This window comes from Mesorhizobium sp. LNHC221B00 (assembly GCF_000502935.1).
GTDB classification, from domain to species: domain Bacteria; phylum Pseudomonadota; class Alphaproteobacteria; order Rhizobiales; family Rhizobiaceae; genus Mesorhizobium; species Mesorhizobium opportunistum.
The window spans coordinates 1-16,951 of the sequence record NZ_AYWR01000022.1; the positions used below are offsets into that span (position 1 = coordinate 1).

Here is a 16,951-nt window from a genome sequence, read left to right on the forward strand (position 1 = left end):
TCCGGCCATCGCGGCGGCAGCCACGCCGCCGAGCGACGTGCCCGAGGTCGTGGCACCCAAGCTCGAACACGCCGACAGCGCCGTCATAATCCGCCGCAACGACACGCTGTGGCGGATTTCGCGGCGCGTATACGGCCACGGGGTGCGCTATTCGACCATCTATCTCGCCAACCAGGACCAGATCAGGAATCCCGACCGCATCTGGCCGGGGCAGGTGTTCATGGTTCCGGAAAAGTCGAAGGAAGGCGAAGCCGCCGACCTCAAGGCAATGGGCGAGCAGGCGACGACGGCGCCGACCAAGACGCAGTAGAAGCCCCGCATCGATCAGCCGGCATCACCGGCGCGGCTGGAGTGAAGCGCGAAACCGGCTGCACCCGGGTCGCCGAGCTCAGGGCGGAGATTCATGCTTGGAATGAGATAATCTCCGCCATTTTGCCGACGATATGGGATCGGCGGCGTCGTCGCCAGCGTCCGCATCCTGTCACGCAGGCGTTCAGCCACGGGCTCGAAGCCGTCCTCTCCGAGACGATCGACCTTGTAGACCACGAACGGCGGAAGCACGTCGTATCCGGGGTAGTAGAGTATCCCGTGATTGATCGGGAACAGCAGGTCGTCGATAGGTCCGTTGATCCCGCGCGCGGTGTAGTGCTCTTCCCAGCCGCCAACGGTCACGATCAGCATCGCGCGTTTTCCGGCGAGGGTGCCCTCGCCGTAACGATCGCCCCAACGCCGGTCGCTATGCTCGCCAACGCCATAGGCGAATCCATAGGCGAACACACGGTCGACCCAGCCCTTGAGGATCGCCGGCATGGCGAACCACCAAAGCGGGAACTGGAGGATCAGGGTATCGGCCCACAGGAGTTTCTCGATCTCGGCCTTTACATCGTCGGTTAGCGCGTCGGCTTCGAACGCCTTCTTGGAGGCCGCGACGGGTATCAACCGCGCATCAGGTTCGAGCAAGGGGAAGTCGGCGCGATCGACCGCGGATTTCCAGCCATCGGCGTATAGGTCCGACACGCGCACCTCATGTCCTTGAGCCTCTAGTTCCTTGATGGCGACATCGCGAAGGGCGCCGTTGAGCGAACGTGGTTCGGGGTGGGCAAAGACAAGCAGAACTTTCATGGGGCAGATCCAATATTGAGGGGACTGACGTGAAGATAGCCAGCAGCGATATGATCCACTATATGTAGGCAATGAATAACATTGTGCCGAATAATGGATAAGTCAGACGTCACATTCGAGCGGATGCGCACCTTCGTTCGCGTCGCCGAGCGTGGCAGCCTGTCGGCCGTTGCGCGCGAGCTTGGCGTCGGGCAGTCGACGATCACGCGTCACGTGCGGGAACTCGAAGAAGCGGTCGGTGTGCCTTTGCTCAGCAGAACGACCCGGCGTGTCACGATGACCGCTGAAGGCAGCCGCTATTACGCCAACAGCGTTCAGATCCTGCGCCTTGTCGAACAGGCCAGCGATGAGGCCCGGAGCACGCGCGGCGCGCCCGCCGGTACGATCCGGATAAGTTGTACGGCGGCTTTCGGTGTCTTGCACGTCAGCCGGCTGATCTTCGCTTTCCAGGATCGCCATCCCGACATCGGCATTGATCTCAGCCTCACGGACGAGCGGGTGGACCTCGTCCGCGAGGGCATCGATATCGCGCTTCGCCTGGGGCCGCTCACCGACAGCTCGTTGAAGCTGCGGGCGCTCGGCCAGTCGCGGCGTCTGCTCGTGGCGTCTCCGGCCTATCTGGCGGCGCGGGGAAGGCCTTCTATCCCTTCGGATCTGTCTCGACACGAGGGCATCCGGATGTCGAACGTGGCGGGCAGCGAAACACTCGTTTTGCAGGGCGCCGGCGGCGAGCGCCACATGGTGCCTTTCGCGGGGCGACTGCGGATCGACCATGGACTTGCCGCGCGGCAGGCCTTGGTTGCCGCTCGGGGCATCGCGCCGGCACATCGATGGCTTGTGGACGATCTTCTGGCCGCGGGCGCGCTGGAGACGATCCTGACGGATTATTCGCTGACCTCCGTTCCACTCAACATGTTGATTGTCCCAGAGCGCGCGGGCGTCGCCAGGGTCCGCTTGCTGGTCGAGTTTCTGGCTGAACGGATTGCCGAGATTCCAGGGATCGAGAAATCCGCCTCACAGAACTAGCCGCTGTCCGATCTGCCCGGAAGAGTAGCTTGCGGCGGTGCACTCCATCGTCTATCGCCGATGAACGATGACAGAATCCGTCCTTGAACCAGACCGCGCCACCGTCGCTTTACCCAACTGCATCTCCGATAGTCGCGCTGTCGCGGCGCGATTTGCGGCGTTGTCGCATCCGGCGCGGATCGAAATCATAAAATACCTCTCGGCCAGCAATTCCTGCTGCTGCCGCGAGGTCGTCGATCGTTTCGACCTGGCGCAGTCGACCGTGTCCCAGCATCTGAAGATACTGGTGGAGGCTGGCCTGGTCCGGTTCGAGCCCGACCGCCAACGCTCGCGCTACGCGGTCGATCGCGCGGCGCTTGCCGAAATATCGGCGTCGCTGGGCGCACTCGTCGATTCCTGCTGCTCCGGCCGCTGACCCTCTCACCCAAAAGGCAAGAAAATTGGCCGAAAAAACTGTCTCCGCCGACACCTCGACCCTGACGACATTGCGCAATTTGTGGCCCTATATGTGGCCGGCCGACCGAGCTGACCTCAGGGCGAGGGTCACCTGGGCGACACTGCTGCTGGTCGTCGCCAAGGTGACGCTGGTCGCCGGCCCCTACTTCTTCAAATGGGCGACCGATGCGCTGGCTGGCGGCTTCAAAACGCCGCCGCCGCTGCCTTCCTTCCTGCTTGCCCCGGTGATGCTTGTCATCGCCTACAATGTGCTGAGGCTCGTTCAGCTCGGCTTCAACCAGCTGCGCGACGCGCTGTTTGCCCGCGTCGGACAACATGCGGTGCGCCAGCTTGCTTTCCGCACCTTCGTGCACATGCACCAGCTGTCGCTGCGCTTTCACCTGGAGCGCCGCACCGGCGGCCTGTCGCGCATCATCGAGCGCGGCACCAAGGGCATCGAGACGATCGTGCGCTTCATCATGCTGAACACGGCGCCGACCATTCTCGAATTCGCGCTGACCGCCGGCATATTCGGCTTCACCTATGGTTGGAAATATGTGGCCGTGGTCGCGGTCACCGTCTGTGTCTATGTCTGGTTCACGGTCAAGGCCAGCGACTGGCGCATCTCGATCCGCCGCGACATGAACGACAGCGACACCGACGCCAATACCAAGGCGATCGACTCGCTGCTCAATTTCGAGACGGTCAAGTATTTCACCAATGAGGCCATGGAGGCCGAGCGCTTCGACCGCTCGATGGCGCGCTACGAGATCGCCGCCACCAAGACCTGGACCTCGCTCGGCTGGCTGAACTTCGGCCAGGGCGCAATCTTCGGTCTCGGCACGGTGGTCGTCATGTGCATGTCGGCGCTGGAGGTCCAGGCTCACACGCAGACCGTCGGCGATTTCGTCTTCATCAACGCCATGCTGGTGCAGCTCTCCGTGCCGCTCAACTTCATCGGTTTCATCTACCGCGAAATCCGCCAGGGCCTCACCGACATCGAGCATATGTTCGATCTGCTCGACGTGCCGCAGGAGATCGTCGACAAGCCCGATGCAAAGCCTCTGGTCGTCAGCGCGGGCAAGGTCGAGTTCCGCGACGTGCATTTCTCCTATGATCCGAACCGCAAGATCCTGAAGGGCATCAGCTTCGACGTGCCGGCCGGCAAGACGGTTGCCATCGTCGGGCCGTCGGGTGCGGGCAAGTCGACCATCTCGCGGCTGCTGTTCCGATTCTATGACGTGCAGGGCGGCCAGGTGCTGATCGACGGTCAGGACATCAGGAATGTCACCCAGGAGAGCCTGCGCGCGGTGCTCGGCATGGTGCCGCAGGACACGGTGCTGTTCAACGACACCATCGCCTACAACATCCGCTACGGTCGCGTCGGTGCAAGCGAGGCGGAGGTGCGCAAGGCCGCCGAACTTGCCCAGATCGGGCCGTTCATCGAAAAATTGCCCGACGGCTACAAGTCGATGGTCGGCGAGCGCGGGCTGAAGCTCTCCGGTGGCGAGAAACAGCGCGTCGCGATCGCCCGCACCATCCTCAAGGCGCCGCCGATCCTGATGCTCGACGAAGCGACCTCGGCGCTGGACAGCCACACCGAGCAGGAGATCCAGGCCGCGCTCGACCTGGTCAGCAAGGGCCGCACCACCATCGTCATCGCCCACCGCCTGTCGACGGTGATTTCGGCCGACGAGATCATCGTGCTCAAGGATGGCCAGATCGCCGAGCGTGGCACCCACATCGAGCTGATGCGCCAGCATGGCCTTTATGCGTCGATGTGGGATCGCCAGCGCGAAGCGACCGAGGCCGAGGAGCGCCTGCGTCGCGCCCGCGAGAGCGACGAATTTGGCGTCATCGTTCGCCGGCGGACGTCGGAGGTGTCGTAGGTTTTTCCTTCCTCCCTTGTGGGGGAAGGTGGCCTCGCGAAGCGAGGTCGGATGAGGGGTATTCCAGGGAACACCAACGCCTCACTCCGTCACGCACCCCTCATCCGTCTCGGCGCTGCGCGCCGATCCACCTTCTCCCGCAAGGGGAGAAGGAAAAGATTTCAAAAACACCGCTTGACCTCAACTTAAGTTGAGATTGTACGCCGTTCCAGGAGCCCGCAAACACCACGATCCAGGAACGGAACAATCGAAATGAACGACATAAATCAGAATGTTAACGGCGGCAGCGTGTTCAGGGTGGATAAGTTCGTCGTCCCCGCTGCCGCCCGCGACGAGATCCTCGTCAAGGTCAGGACAACACACGAATTGCTGCGCCAACAGCAGGGTTTCGTGCAGGATTTCCTGCTCGAGCAATTTTCGGGGCCGGGCGAGTTCAATCTCGTCACGATCGTCGAATGGGAAAGCCAGGCTGCTGTCGACAAGGTCGTGCCGATCGTCAAGTCCGCGCAAGAGCGCATCGCCTTCAATCCGCAGGAGACGATCACCCGGCTCGGAGTGCGGGCCGACATCGCCAACTACCAGCGGATTCCCGAAGCATAAGTTCACGGCCAGCCGACGCCGGGTGCCGGCGCCTCGGCGCTGAGTACCTGGCCGGTGCGGTCCTCGCTGACCATGTGCTCAAAGCCGCGCCATTCCGCGGCGACGATGAACAGTGTTTGCCGGTCCGTACCGCCCAGCATGCAGGCAAAGCAGCCGCGATCGATGGTGACGGTCTGCAAGACCTCACCGCCTTCGCACGCCCGCACGCAATGCTTGTTGGGAACATCCGCGTACCAGACCGCACCTTCGGCATCGAGGCAGATGCCGTCGGGATAACCGTCGAGTTCGGCCCAGACGCGTCGGTTGGATAAGGTACCGTCGGCGGCGATGTCGAAAGCGGTCAGAAGGCTGGCGTGGGATTCGGCAATGATCAGCGTCTTGTTGTCCGGGCTCACCGCCATGCCGTTGGCAAAGGCGATATTCTCTGCCACCTGCCGGACCGAACCATCCGGCGTGACCAGCGCGATCGTGCCCGGGCCGAAATGCTGGCCGGGAGCCGGCGCCGGTCCCCCGCCATTGACATAGATGTTGCCGCGGCCGTCGACGACGATTTCGTTCCACGGACTTTTCGAGAGGCCGCGCAGATCGGCATGGGTGACGAGACTGCCATCGGCTTCCTGCCGCAGCAGCAAGCCTTCCCGGCCCGAGACGACGAGCAGACGACCATCCGGCAGCCAGTCAATGGAGTAGGGCAGGACGGCCGGCACGGTGAGCACGACCTCGCGGTTGCCTTCGGCATCGACGGCGATGATCTCGCCGGTGCCCCAGTTGCAAAGCCACAGCCGTCCGTCATGCCAGCGCGGCGACTCGCCGAAAGCGAGGCCGGCGGTGATGAGATGCGCTTGGGAGGCAGGTGACTGCTGCATGTAAGGGACTCCTTGCCGGTTATCCTACCAAGGACGGTCGAGCCGATGGGGTGCCGACACCGCAGTCAGGAATTTCGGAACAAATCTTCCTATGCAAGTGCGGCAGATCAATCTTGAGCCCTTTTATCTTTCTGACCTGGTGATATTATTCGCTATTAGAGTTTAGGGAAGTATTTGGATGTTCGGTTTTTTTTCGCGAAGACCAAAGAAGAATTCCGAGAAGCCGTCGGGAATCCCACTTCCGGCCGTAGGACAGGCATCGAAAGCCGGGCTGTTGGTAATCGTGCCTCGTTCAACCGTGGACAAAGCCGTTGAGAAGCCTTTTCAACTCGTCTTGGCAGTCGAAAAATTTATTCACGCTATGGTTTTTAAAGGGCTCTACCGCCATTTTGAAATCGACCCAAAGGCGATGCACGTCTCCCATGCCGATCAATATTCCGCCGAGGTGAATAACGGCGGTCATAGTCAATTCATCCACAATGCCGACCGTGAGTTCGATGTGATGGTCGCCAACGCTCGTGCCGGCCTCATTGCTATTGGCGCGAAGGGGCAATTGGCGACTCTGGAAGAGATGTCCGTCTGGGTCTCCGAACACCCTGACGAAGCCTCGGAAGAGACCGGCTTCGAGGGCGGGCGCGACGATTTTCTCGACACGCTTGATGATGCTTTCTACGGCGCCGATGAGGCTTCTCCGATAATCGATCTATTGGCGCTCTGGATCGCATCATGGCCCGATCTGCAGATTGTCGACGACGATGATTACGATGAAGCTATCCTCCAGTTGGCAATGGCCAATCCTCTGCGCGAATCCCGGCTTCTCCATCGATCGGTCAGCGAACTGGTCGGTCAGATGTTTCGCACGCGCGATGTCGGAGTCGGCCTCGCGTGCGCCAATGCGCTACCGCCCGAGGTCAAACTATCGCTTGGCGTGGCGAGGATGTTGGATGTCGAGGGCGAGACCCAATTAGCTTTTCAACTGCGCACCAACGCAGAGGAGCTTCGCCTTTGCGTCTCCACCGACCCCCATGCGGCTGTCTATGGATATATCGCTCCGGAAGTTCCTCCAATTGCGCAACCGGGTGAAAATATACTCGCTGCTGGTGCGCCTCGCGTCGGTCGCAAGCTCGGTCAAGCCGATGCGCAAACGATAGCAAAGGTAATCGAACTGGCCGAGGAATATCATGCGCCAGTAGCCGTCGATCTTTTGCTGCGGAAGGCTGGATTCGATCCAACTGACGCAGTCGTGTCGGCGAATTCTGTCGTGCAGAACGAAGGAGGGCCGGTGGTGAATTGGGTGGTGATGGCAGGTGGTCACGCGTTTCTCTTCCAGTCGTACCCAGACCGTGGCGTGATGTTACGCGGTGGCAATGAGCAAAGTCTGGTGGAAGCTTATCGAAATGAGCTTGAGGAACACTTCGACCTGAGCGCCGCAGCTGGCGAATAAACTGTTCGAGTTAGATCGGGCTGGAACGTCATCCTGGCCCCTGCGATCACTGCATTTCGCTCGGGAAGAAGGTTGCATGGAGATGGACGTTGGTGCCACGTGGGCCGGAATTCTGACGGCAATGGCATGGGCATGCAAGCCGGTCGCGGCTTCACGAAAGACAGAGTGTCCGGCCATCCGGATACAGCGGGCCCTTGCCCGTTCGCCCGCGCCAGCCATTGTTGCGTTGCGGCGAGGGGGGCTTTCGGCTATTGAGGCCCCACCTGAAACGGAGCCCGTTTACACCCGATGAGCCTTGTCGATACGGTCAAGAACGCGTTCGTACCGATCCATCGCGAAGGCTATCCCTTTATCGCGGCTTTTGGCGCGGCGACGCTTTTCCTTGGCTACTTCTCGTCGATCCTGTTCTGGATCGGCCTGATCCTGACCGCCTGGTGCGTCTATTTCTTCCGTGATCCCGAGCGCGTCACCCCGATTGACGACCGCCTTGTGGTGAGCCCCGCCGACGGCATCATCTCGGCTGTCGGACCTGCCCTGCCGCCGCGCGAACTTGGGCTCGGCAATGTCGAGATGACCCGCATCTCGGTTTTCATGAATGTCTTTTCCTGCCATGTGAACCGCGCCCCGGTACGCGGCCGCATCGTCAAGATCGAACACCGGCCTGGAAAATTCCTCAACGCCGAACTCGACAAGGCCAGCACCGAGAACGAGCGCAACGGCCTGGTCATCGAAAGCCCCAACGGCACGATCGCCGCCGTCCAGATCGCAGGTCTGGTGGCGCGCCGCATCGTCTGTTGGGCTGAGGCGGGCGGCTCGATCGGCACCGGCGAGCGTTTCGGCCTGATCCGCTTCGGCTCGCGCGTCGACGTCTTCCTGCCCTTGACCGCCACGCCGCGCGTTGCCGTCGGCCAGACCGCGGTCGGCGGTGAAACCGTGCTGGCCGAATTCGGTGGCGTCGCCGGTACGCCTCTCGTGCGGATTTCCTGAGCCGTGGGCACGCAATATAAGAAGTTCGAGGCCCATGCGAGCGGCGGTCCCCGCATCCGCGAGATTCCGATGCGCATGGTGCTGCCCAACCTCGTCACCGTGCTTGCCATCTGCGCCGGCCTGTCCGGCATCCGCTTCGGCTTCGAAGGCCGCTTCGAACCGGCGGTGGTGATGGTGCTGCTGGCCGCTTTCCTCGACGGCATCGACGGCCGCCTGGCGCGGATGCTGAAGGCGACCTCCAAATTCGGCGCGCAGATGGATTCGCTGGCCGACATCGTCAATTTCGGCGTCGCCCCGGCTTTGGTGCTTTATGCCTTCCTGCTCGACCGTGCCGGCTCGCCGGGCTGGATCGCGGCATTGCTGTTCGCCATCGCCTGCGGGCTCAGGCTCGCCCGCTTCAACGTGCTCGACGACGAGAAGGCCGACCGCCCGATATGGCAGTCCGAATATTTCGTCGGCGTGCCGGCGCCGGCTGGTGCTGTGCTGGTGATGCTGCCGCTCTATCTCTATTTCCTGCGGCTCGGGCTGGAGCCAAGCCGCCCGGCTGCCTTCATCGCCACCGGCTTCACCGTGCTCGTTGCCTTCCTCCTGGTCAGCCGGTTGCCGGTCTATTCCGGCAAGAGCATCAAGATCCCCGGCGACAGGGTGCTGCCCGTCATCCTGGCGGTCGTGCTCTACGTTCTCTTGCTGATGACCTATCCCTGGTACACGCTGACCGCGTCGGTCGCGGGCTACCTGATCTTTCTGCCGTTTTCCGTGCGCGCCTATTCCAAGCGCGCCAAGCTGGAGGGCGAGAAGGTGCCGCCCTCGGACATAGGATAGAAGGTCCGCCGAAGTCCCTGATCTGTCTCAGGCCGCGACGCCGAGCCCCAGCCTGTCGATCGCCAGCTTGCGGGTCGAGACGTAGTCCGTCTTGCCCGACCCCAGCACGGGGATTTCCTCGACCTTGACGATATCGTTCGGCACCATCAATTCGGCCGCACCCGCCTGCTTGCCGAACTTGCGCAATTCGTCGGGATTGGCATCGTCGGCGGTGGTGACCAGAACGATGCGCTCGCCACGCCGCTTGTCCGGCACCGCTACCGCCGCATGGCGTTCTTCCGGCCACAGCGACTGCACCAGCATCTCGACCGCGCCCAGCGACACCATCTCGCCGGCGATCTTGGCGAAGCGCTTGGCACGGCCGCGAATGGCGATGAAGCCTTCGCGGTCGACGGCAACGATGTCGCCGGTATCGTGCCAGCCGCTTAGCGGCTGCAGCTCGCCGGGCCGGTCCGCGGTCATGTAGCCCATCATCAGGTTTGGCCCGTCGAGCCACAACCGGCCAGCGTCCGAGATGCCTTCGATCGGCTCCAGCTTCATGCGCATCGCCGGCAGCAGCCTGCCGACCGTGCCGTCACGGCCGTGGATAGCGGTGTTGACGGCAACCACCGGCGCGGCCTCGGTCAGCCCGAAACCTTCGATAATCTCGGCCTGGAAGCGCTCGCGATAGACGCGGCGGGTTTCCGGTTTCACCGCCTCGGCGCCGGCAAGGACGAAGCGCAGGCTGGAAAAATCGCCATCCTTTGCGGTGCGCGCATAATTGGCGAGGAACGTGTCGGTGCCGAACATGACGGTCGGTTTCACCTTGCGCGCGACCTCGGGGATGATCTTGTAGTGCAGCGGCGAGGGGTAGAGGAACAGTTTTACCCCGGTGACCAGCGGCAATATGGTGCCGCCCGTCAGGCCGAAGGAATGGAACACCGGCAGCACGTTGAGCAGGATGTCGGCCAGCGAGATGGTGATGCGCGCCTCGGCCTGCATGGCGTTGGCGTGAAGGTTCCTCTGTGACAGAACAACCGCCTTCGGCGTGCCTTCGGAACCCGAAGTGAACAGGATGACGCCTGGCTTGGCCGCGTCCTGCCGCTGCAAAGGCCAGCGCCACAGCATGGCGGCGGCAAGCTTGTCCAGCGCGGTGACGCTGGTCCGCAGGTCTTCCAGCCACAGCAGCCTGGCGCCGCCCTTTTCGACCGCGACGACGATATCGGCGAGGTCAGCTTTTTCCACAAAGGCGCGCGATGAGATGACGGTGCGGATCATCGCCGTGCGCATCGCCGCGGTGACGCTCGCCGGTCCGGCCGTGTAATTGATCATCGCCGCTACGCGGCCTGCCGACAGGAGCCCGACGAAGGACAGCACGACGCCATTGGCGTTGGGCAGCATCACGCCTACCGCCTCGCCCGGCGCGGTGATCGCCTCGAAGCGCCTGCCCAGCACTCGCGCGCCGATGAACATCTTGCGGTAGCTCAGCACGCCCGAGATGACATCCTCGATGATGGGATGCGAGGCGCCGACACGATCCGAAGCATCGCGCATGGCCAGGAACAGTCCGCGATCGAGGTTGCTCCCGAAAAGCCGAGCCTCCGCGACACGGTCGAAAAGCGCATTGGTGTTCGAGGCCTGGTCGGGGTTGCGTGCCACCAGTTCGGCGATGGTCATCGGCTCCAGGACGCTGATCGACAGCTTCGGAAACCAATGCCGTGGCGCCTTGTCCGCCGGCGTCAGCGACACCGGCAGGGAACGCGTGCCGGCGACGAAGATCGGCACGATGCGGGCGTCGGCCTGCATGGCGATGCGGGTGACGGCGCGAAACAGCCGAAACGTCTTGACGTCGGGCTCGACCGCATCTGGCAGATAGACGGCGAGCCGCCCCTTGCCCTTCAGCACGCGCACCAGCCGGCGGCTGACGAAGACATGTTCGGCGTTGAAGGCGATGGTGCGGCCAAGCTCGCGCCAGGGTTCGAGCCAGGGCGAGCGCGCCGAGACCTCGTCGAGGATATGCAGTGTGTCGTCAGGCAGCAGCGACAGCATCAGCGCCGGTTCGAAGCGCGACTGGTGCGAGATGACGTAGATGACCGGTACCTGCGCTTTGCGTGCGATCCTGATGCGGTTGTCGCTGACCCGGTAGGCGAGCTTGAACGGCACATAGAGCAGCGCCTGGGCGAAGCGCAGGCCAAGGCGGAATTTCTCCACCACGCCGATCAGCAGCCAGGCCACGACAAGACCCGCAAGCAACGCCAGTGTCAGGATCATGCCGCGTCTCTCCCAACGACCTTGTCATCGCGGCTCTTTTGCGGCCGCGTCGGGCAGAGCGTAGACGATGTGGGAGCAAGGTCAATGCGGATGAGGACGGTCTTCCTTCTCCCCCTGTGGGAGAAGGTGTCGCCGGAGGCGACGGATGAGGGGTGTTCCAGCTTGGCACCGACAGCGCTCCGTCACGCACCCCTCAACCGTCTCGGCGCTGCGCGCCGATCCACCTTCTCCCGCAAGGGGAGAAGGGAAAGAAGGCGCTAAGCCGTCTTCAACCGTCCGCTGATGAAGCGGAACTCCTGCGTCTTGCCGCCATAGCCATAGGCGGCCGCCGGCACCTCATGTACGAAGGCATAGCTTTCTTCATGTACGCCGCCCAGCAGGCCGCCGAAGGCATCGAAGATTGCCTTGAGATAGGCTTCCAGCTCAAGCTTGGTGTTGGTGCCGTCGACCACCTTGATGTCGAGCCAGAACGTGTTGGTGCCATGCTCGGCCAGCGACTTGCCGCCGGCGAACCAATGCTGCGGATCGATATAGGACACGGCAACGGCGGTGATCGTCGGATCCTTGCGCAGCTGCGTGGCGGTGATCTCGGTCACTTCCCGGGCAATCCTGGCGGATAGGGCGGCGTCGCGCTTGCCGGTGACGCTGACATTGATGATTGGCATTTTTCTTCTCCTGGTTTGAGCGGCGTCCGATCGCCGTCGAAGGGACCATGTCATCATTATCGGATCAAAAAAATCGAATTGTTTTTTATCGAAGGTTCGATAAAATCGAATTATGGAAACGCTCGATCCCGACCTGCTCAGAACCTTTCTCGCTTTCGCCGACAGCGGCTCGCTGGCGCAGGCGGCTTCCAGCGTCGGCCGCTCGCCCTCGGCGGTGACCGCACAGATGCAGCGGCTGGAAGAGATCATCGGTGAGCCACTTCTGGCGCCGCAGGGGCGGGGACGTGGCCTGACGCCGGCCGGAGAGGATCTCGTCGGCCATGCCAGGCGCATCCTTGCCGTGCATCGCGAGGCGTGGCTGGCGTTGAAGGGCGCGCGCGCCGCCGGGTGCGTCGCCATCGGCACCACGCAGGATTTCGCCGACAGCGGCCTGCCGGAGCTGCTGCGCGCCTTCGCCTCCAGCCATCCGCGCGTCAGGATCGAATTGCGGGTCGGCCGCTCAGCCGAGCTGGCGCAGGCGCTGCAGGCCGGCAATCTCGATCTGGCGATCGTCATGCGCCAGTCGGCGATGGCGGACGAGGTCGGCGTGCTGCGCGAGCCTATGATATGGCTATGCTCGCAGAAGGGGTTGGCCTCGCGCCAGGAAGAACTGCCGCTGGCGCTGCTCGATCCCTATTGCGGCTTCCGCGAGGCCGCACTTGCGGCGCTCGATGCGGCTGGCCGGCGCTACCGCATCGCTGCCGGCAGTGCCAGCCTTGCCGGCCTGCGCACCGCGGTGAATGCCGGTGTCGCGCTGACGTTGCGAACCGCGCGCTTTGCCCATTCCGGCATTGTCGAGGCACCGCGCGAGCTTGGCCTGCCGCAGGTTCCGATGGCTGAGTTCGCGATCCGGCTGCGCGCCGGCGCCGATGGCCCAGCAAGCGATCTGGCGGCACTCCTCGGCGGCAACCTGACGCAGTTCGGGGCCTTTGGCTGAACACGGACGTTGTTGGCTTTGGCGTTGTCTAAACGCAAAGAAAAAGCCGACCTTGCGCCCTTTTAACAAAGAAAAAGCCGACCTTGCGGTCGGCTTGGAGTAAGACGGGCCGAGGGGTTTGGGGGGACTTGGGGGGTGGCCCGTCGCACCAATAATGCCTGAACCCGATGATGGTTCCATGACTTCGAAAATTTTTTAAGAAATATTTGACGCTGTCCGTTGCCCGCGGGCCGCCAGCCAATCGCGGCCGGCATGGGCAAACACCGCGCAGAGCACGATGGCGCCCCCGACCAGGCTGGCCGCCGGCGAAATCTCGCCCAGGAACAGGAAGGCAAACAGGATCGCGAACGGCACTTCGGCCGAGCCGAGCAGCCCGGATTCGGCGGCCGGGATGAGCCGTGCGCCTTCCGTCCAGAGGATCGACGACAGCGCGAAAGATGCGCCGAAGGTGACAAGCAGGACGGCATCCCTTGGTGAGACCGCCAGCGGATCGGTGACGAACCAGCCGAGCAGGAACAAAAGGAAGGCCGATACCGCTCCGGCCCACACCACGGGCGTGTCGCGGAAGGCACGCACCATAATCATGTAGAGGCCGCTGCCGATGGTCATCAGCAGCGCCAGTCCGTCGCCGAACAGGTTGCCGGTGCCAAAACTGGACCAGACCATGATCGCCACGCCGCAAAGCGACACGGCAGCGGCGAGCATGGTCTGCATGCGGAAGGGTTCACGCGTCAGAGCCCAGGCCAGCAGCGCGGTGACGAAAGGTGCGGTGGCGTAGATGACGGTGACATTGGCGACGAAAGTGAATTTGAACGCCGAGATGAAGGCGATGCTGGCCAGCGCGCCTTCCACCGCCAGCAGCCAGCCGCGCCAGCCCAATCGCAGGCTCTCGCGCCCGCCGGAGCGGTGTCGCCGCCACAGCACATAGAGGCTGATCAGGATCGAACCGACAAAGCCGCGCCAGCAGATGATGGTCAGCGGATCGGCATGGATCGATTTTGTCAGCACGCCGGTCAACGCGAAGACGGCCGCCGAGCAAGACACCAGAACGATGCCCAGCGTGCGCTCGGCGACAGTGTCGGTGGTGCCTGTCACATCAGTCATGCCGTCAGCCTACGCCGCTCCCACCTGACATCGTAGCGTCAGCAGTGATGCGCATCACAGCCGCTTGCGGAAATGCTCGCCGCCGACGATTAGCAGCCCGGCGGCGACGATAAGGGCGGCACCCAGGAAGACTTCACGGCGCGGCACATCGCCCCAGATCGCAAAGCCGAGCGCGAACGCCCACAGCAGCGAGGTGTATTCGAGCGGCGCGAGGATCGAGGCCGGCGTGCGCTTCATGCCCTCGAAGAGGAGGTATTGCGCCAGACCGCCGAGCGCCCCGACGCTGGCGAGAAGCAGCAGCTGGGGCAGGTCCGGCGTGTGCCACCACCACAGCGCCGGCACTGCCGAAAACAGCAGGAAATAGAAATTGTTGAGGAGAAGCTGGATCATCGAGCGTTCGGCAAGCGCGGTCTTGCGCAGGAGCACGATGGCAATGCCCCACAGGAAGGCGGCTGTCAGCACCAGCAGCACCGGCACGGACAGGCCGAGATGGGTAGGATCACAGGCGACAAAGACACCGGCGAAGCCGATCAGGACCGCCAGCCAGCGCAGCATCGGCACCTTTTCGCCGAGCAGGAACACCGAAAGCACGGTGACGATGATCGGGGCCGCGTAATAGACGGTGGTCAGTTCGGCGAGCTGCAGGCTGCGTGCGGCGTTGTAGTAACAGAGCCAGGCGGCAAGCGTGAAGGCGCTGCGCACCAGCATCGGCCGCACGACCGGCGAGTGCACCGTGTCGGCAAACAGCGCTCGTCCGCCGATTGCTGCGCAGGCACCGAGAATGGTGATGCTGCGAAAGAACATGATCTGCCAGACAGTCATGCCGGTGACCAAGAGCTTGATCGAGGCATCCTGCGTCGAAAACAGGAGATAGGCCGCACCGGTCAAAAGGATCCCGGCGAGAACCCTTTCACGCGTTTCGAGAATGGCGACATCGGCCATAGGGTGCGGGACCAGTGTTGCAGGAAGCGACAGCAAGTGCTGTGAAGCGGTGCGAGCGGCCTGGAATGTCAGGCCCCGGCTCCAAGCTATACGGGCGAAAGTCGGCGCGGCGCTGCGCCAGCCCGGAGCTTGCGTTGGGGCAGAGGTTGATCGCGCGCGTTGTCGCGAAGCTTACTGCGTTGCCTGGTAGAGTTCCGAGGCGGCCTCTTTCAGAGCGCGTCGACCGTCGGGGCTGAAATACATCATATGCCCGCCCTCGATAACTTCGAGATGGATGGGCTTTGCATCGGCAAGCGACGGGATTTGATTCACCAGGTAGCGCGAGGCCAGATAAGGCGTAACCAGATCGGTGTAGCCGTTGACGATCACGACGCCGAGCGCGGGATTCAGCGAGCGTGCTCGCTGCAGGTCGTCCATTACCCCGGCATAGCCTTGGCGTGAGGCGCTCGTCCCGTAGTCCCAACCATGGCTGATTTCGTTATTGAGCAGGCGATAGCTGACATCGGTGCGGAAATTCAGTTCGTCGCGGGCGTAGCCGACGAAAGCCGAGGTCAAAGCCGGCACGCTGCGGTCGAGCACTGGATCCGGACCGACGACGCGGGCGCTTTCGGGCGCGATGTCGGCGGTGCCGATCATGGCGTCGTATGGGCTGAGCACCTTGCCGCTGTTGCGGGCGAACTCTCTTGCGAACAGGTCGGTCGGGATGCGGGCGGAGTTGCGCTGCACGAGATCGAGCGGCAGGCCGGTGATGTCGGCCACGCGCTGGCTCGCCAGTCGCCCGCCTTGCTCCAGCCCGCTGGTGAGCGCCGTCAGATAATCGCCTAGCGCATAATGTTCGACTTCGGCCAGCTTCTCCCGCAACGCATCGCCCTTGACGCCTTCGGCGCGTAGGCGCACGGCCGCCAGCGACGGCAATTCGAGCGCCCAATGCAACGGCTCGAATTCGTCGGGCCGCACCAGTGTGAACTCCAGCGCCGGTGAGATCAGCACGATGCCGTTCGGACTGATGCCGATATCCTCTTGCAATGTCCTGGCCAGAAGCGCCGCGCGGAAGCCGCCATAGCTTTCCCCGGCGAGGAACAGCGGCGAACCGGTGCGGCCGTTCTGCGCGAGATAGAGCCGGATGAACGCGCCTATCGAGCTGGCATCCTGATTGACGCCCCAGAAGTCGTGCGTGTCCTGGCCCGGTGCCTCGCGGCTGTATCCAGTTCCGACCGGATCGACGAAGACGAGGTCGGTCATGTCGAGCCAGCTGTCCGGATTGTCGATGAGCCTTTGCGGCGGGGGCAGGAATTCGCCACCGGCTCCCGTGGCGATCACGCGCGGACCAAGTGCGCCGATATGCAGATAGGCGGACGCTGCTCCAGGGCCGCCATTGAACACGAAGGTGATCGGTCGCTGCGGGTCCTTGGCCGCGCTTGCCGGTGGTTCCAGCGTATAGGCGACATAGAATATCGCGGCTGTGACGTCGCCTTTGCCGGAAAGCAGCGGCAAGGTGCCGGCCCTTGCCTGATAGTCCAGCTTGCGCCCGGCGAGGGTGATGGAATGCCTGGTGGTCTGCGGCGACGGCAGCAGGGACAGCACGCCGCCCGACGGCGCCGGACGCTCCGCCGTATCAGCCAGGACAGGCTGGGTAAAGGCGGCAAGCATCAGCAGGGCGATCAGTTTCAGCTTGAGCGACATGATGTCTCCGCGAGAACGACTCCCGCATAGGTATGGCCACGGCGGTCGAAGTCAAAGGGCATGGATAGGCGACGATTTTTGCTGCGGTTGTGACAAGCGCCCGATTTCGGACCATTATCACGGCACGAACAAATGGTCGG

Annotated in this window: 16 protein-coding genes; 9 read left to right on the forward strand and 7 right to left on the reverse strand. The window is 63.1% G+C overall.

Annotated features, from left to right (window positions below):
- The coding region (locus tag X741_RS0135650; protein WP_031250365.1) for a LysM peptidoglycan-binding domain-containing protein at positions 1 to 310 on the forward strand (310 nt) is incomplete at its 5' end.
- 14 nt (positions 311 to 324) lie between these two features.
- Here the strand turns inward: X741_RS0135650 and X741_RS143500 are convergent.
- Positions 325 to 1,122, reverse strand: a complete 798-nt coding sequence (locus tag X741_RS143500) for an NAD(P)H-dependent oxidoreductase (RefSeq protein ID WP_023779631.1) — start codon at positions 1,120 to 1,122, stop codon at positions 325 to 327.
- 93 nt (positions 1,123 to 1,215) lie between these two features.
- Here X741_RS143500 and X741_RS143495 point away from each other — a divergent pair, with 93 nt between their 5' ends.
- The 4 genes from X741_RS143495 to X741_RS143485 all read left to right on the forward strand — a co-directional run bounded on the left by X741_RS143495 (position 1,216) and on the right by X741_RS143485 (position 5,072).
- Positions 1,216 to 2,148 carry a LysR family transcriptional regulator gene (locus tag X741_RS143495; protein WP_031250366.1) on the forward strand — a complete coding sequence of 311 codons (933 nt, stop codon included), beginning with the start codon at positions 1,216 to 1,218 and terminating at the stop codon, positions 2,146 to 2,148.
- A gap of 67 nt (positions 2,149 to 2,215) precedes the next feature.
- On the forward strand, positions 2,216 to 2,563 hold the full coding sequence (locus tag X741_RS0135655; protein ID WP_031250367.1) for a metalloregulator ArsR/SmtB family transcription factor: 348 nt from the start codon (positions 2,216 to 2,218) through the stop codon (positions 2,561 to 2,563).
- A gap of 25 nt (positions 2,564 to 2,588) precedes the next feature.
- A complete protein-coding gene (locus X741_RS143490; protein WP_023779634.1) occupies positions 2,589 to 4,472 on the forward strand; it encodes an ABC transporter ATP-binding protein/permease in 1,884 nt (627 codons plus the stop codon).
- Positions 4,473 to 4,724: 252 nt separating this feature from the next.
- Positions 4,725 to 5,072 carry a hypothetical protein gene (locus tag X741_RS143485; RefSeq protein WP_023779635.1) on the forward strand — a complete coding sequence of 116 codons (348 nt, stop codon included), beginning with the start codon at positions 4,725 to 4,727 and terminating at the stop codon, positions 5,070 to 5,072.
- A 2-nt stretch (positions 5,073 to 5,074) separates the two neighbouring features.
- Here the strand turns inward: X741_RS143485 and X741_RS143480 are convergent, their stop codons facing one another.
- Positions 5,075 to 5,938, reverse strand: coding sequence for an SMP-30/gluconolactonase/LRE family protein (locus tag X741_RS143480; RefSeq protein WP_023779636.1), 864 nt, complete (start codon positions 5,936 to 5,938; stop codon positions 5,075 to 5,077).
- A gap of 178 nt (positions 5,939 to 6,116) precedes the next feature.
- Between X741_RS143480 and X741_RS143475 the strand changes: the two genes are divergently transcribed.
- The 3 genes from X741_RS143475 to X741_RS143465 all read left to right on the forward strand — a co-directional run bounded on the left by X741_RS143475 (position 6,117) and on the right by X741_RS143465 (position 9,191).
- Positions 6,117 to 7,382 (forward strand): DUF4375 domain-containing protein, encoded by a 1,266-nt coding sequence (locus X741_RS143475; RefSeq protein ID WP_031250368.1) that lies wholly within the window; start codon positions 6,117 to 6,119, stop codon positions 7,380 to 7,382.
- 288 nt (positions 7,383 to 7,670) lie between these two features.
- Complete coding sequence (locus X741_RS143470; RefSeq protein ID WP_023779638.1) at positions 7,671 to 8,369, forward strand: phosphatidylserine decarboxylase; 699 nt, start codon at positions 7,671 to 7,673, stop codon at positions 8,367 to 8,369.
- Between the two features lie 75 nt (positions 8,370 to 8,444).
- Complete coding sequence (locus tag X741_RS143465) at positions 8,445 to 9,191, forward strand: phosphatidylcholine/phosphatidylserine synthase (RefSeq protein WP_245264322.1); 747 nt, start codon at positions 8,445 to 8,447, stop codon at positions 9,189 to 9,191.
- Between the two features lie 27 nt (positions 9,192 to 9,218).
- On the opposite strand, the gene X741_RS143460 is transcribed toward X741_RS143465, so the two are convergent.
- Positions 9,219 to 11,441, reverse strand: coding sequence for an AMP-binding protein (locus X741_RS143460; protein ID WP_023779639.1), 2,223 nt, complete (start codon positions 11,439 to 11,441; stop codon positions 9,219 to 9,221).
- 257 nt (positions 11,442 to 11,698) lie between these two features.
- A complete protein-coding gene (locus X741_RS143455; RefSeq protein ID WP_023779640.1) occupies positions 11,699 to 12,106 on the reverse strand; it encodes a 4-oxalocrotonate tautomerase family protein in 408 nt (135 codons plus the stop codon).
- A gap of 112 nt (positions 12,107 to 12,218) precedes the next feature.
- Between X741_RS143455 and X741_RS143450 the strand changes: the two genes are divergently transcribed.
- Positions 12,219 to 13,082 carry a LysR substrate-binding domain-containing protein gene (locus tag X741_RS143450; protein ID WP_023779641.1) on the forward strand — a complete coding sequence of 288 codons (864 nt, stop codon included), beginning with the start codon at positions 12,219 to 12,221 and terminating at the stop codon, positions 13,080 to 13,082.
- 195 nt (positions 13,083 to 13,277) lie between these two features.
- Here X741_RS143450 and X741_RS143445 read toward each other — a convergent pair whose 3' ends face one another.
- From X741_RS143445 to X741_RS143435, 3 genes are all read right to left on the reverse strand, one after another.
- Positions 13,278 to 14,186 carry a DMT family transporter gene (locus X741_RS143445; RefSeq protein WP_023779642.1) on the reverse strand — a complete coding sequence of 303 codons (909 nt, stop codon included), beginning with the start codon at positions 14,184 to 14,186 and terminating at the stop codon, positions 13,278 to 13,280.
- Positions 14,187 to 14,240: 54 nt separating this feature from the next.
- Complete coding sequence (locus X741_RS143440; RefSeq protein ID WP_023779643.1) at positions 14,241 to 15,128, reverse strand: DMT family transporter; 888 nt, start codon at positions 15,126 to 15,128, stop codon at positions 14,241 to 14,243.
- A gap of 171 nt (positions 15,129 to 15,299) precedes the next feature.
- The gene (locus X741_RS143435) at positions 15,300 to 16,811 is read right to left on the reverse strand and encodes an alpha/beta hydrolase (protein WP_023779644.1); all 1,512 of its coding nucleotides are present in this window, start codon (positions 16,809 to 16,811) and stop codon (positions 15,300 to 15,302) included.
- Positions 16,812 to 16,951 lie beyond the last annotated feature (140 nt).

Coding starts and splice junctions, on each gene's coding strand:
- X741_RS143500 (WP_023779631.1), bottom strand. CDS start 1,122: ATGAAAGTTCTGCTTGTCTTTGCCCACCCCGAACCACGTTCGCTCAAC.
- X741_RS143495 (WP_031250366.1), top strand. CDS start 1,216: ATGGATAAGTCAGACGTCACATTCGAGCGGATGCGCACCTTCGTTCGC.
- X741_RS0135655 (WP_031250367.1), top strand. CDS start 2,216: ATGACAGAATCCGTCCTTGAACCAGACCGCGCCACCGTCGCTTTACCC.
- X741_RS143485 (WP_023779635.1), top strand. CDS start 4,725: ATGAACGACATAAATCAGAATGTTAACGGCGGCAGCGTGTTCAGGGTG.
- X741_RS143480 (WP_023779636.1), bottom strand. CDS start 5,938: ATGCAGCAGTCACCTGCCTCCCAAGCGCATCTCATCACCGCCGGCCTC.
- X741_RS143475 (WP_031250368.1), top strand. CDS start 6,117: ATGTTCGGTTTTTTTTCGCGAAGACCAAAGAAGAATTCCGAGAAGCCG.
- X741_RS143470 (WP_023779638.1), top strand. CDS start 7,671: ATGAGCCTTGTCGATACGGTCAAGAACGCGTTCGTACCGATCCATCGC.
- X741_RS143465 (WP_245264322.1), top strand. CDS start 8,445: ATGGTGCTGCCCAACCTCGTCACCGTGCTTGCCATCTGCGCCGGCCTG.
- X741_RS143460 (WP_023779639.1), bottom strand. CDS start 11,441: ATGATCCTGACACTGGCGTTGCTTGCGGGTCTTGTCGTGGCCTGGCTG.
- X741_RS143455 (WP_023779640.1), bottom strand. CDS start 12,106: ATGCCAATCATCAATGTCAGCGTCACCGGCAAGCGCGACGCCGCCCTA.
- X741_RS143450 (WP_023779641.1), top strand. CDS start 12,219: ATGGAAACGCTCGATCCCGACCTGCTCAGAACCTTTCTCGCTTTCGCC.
- X741_RS143445 (WP_023779642.1), bottom strand. CDS start 14,186: ATGACTGATGTGACAGGCACCACCGACACTGTCGCCGAGCGCACGCTG.
- X741_RS143440 (WP_023779643.1), bottom strand. CDS start 15,128: ATGGCCGATGTCGCCATTCTCGAAACGCGTGAAAGGGTTCTCGCCGGG.
- X741_RS143435 (WP_023779644.1), bottom strand. CDS start 16,811: ATGTCGCTCAAGCTGAAACTGATCGCCCTGCTGATGCTTGCCGCCTTT.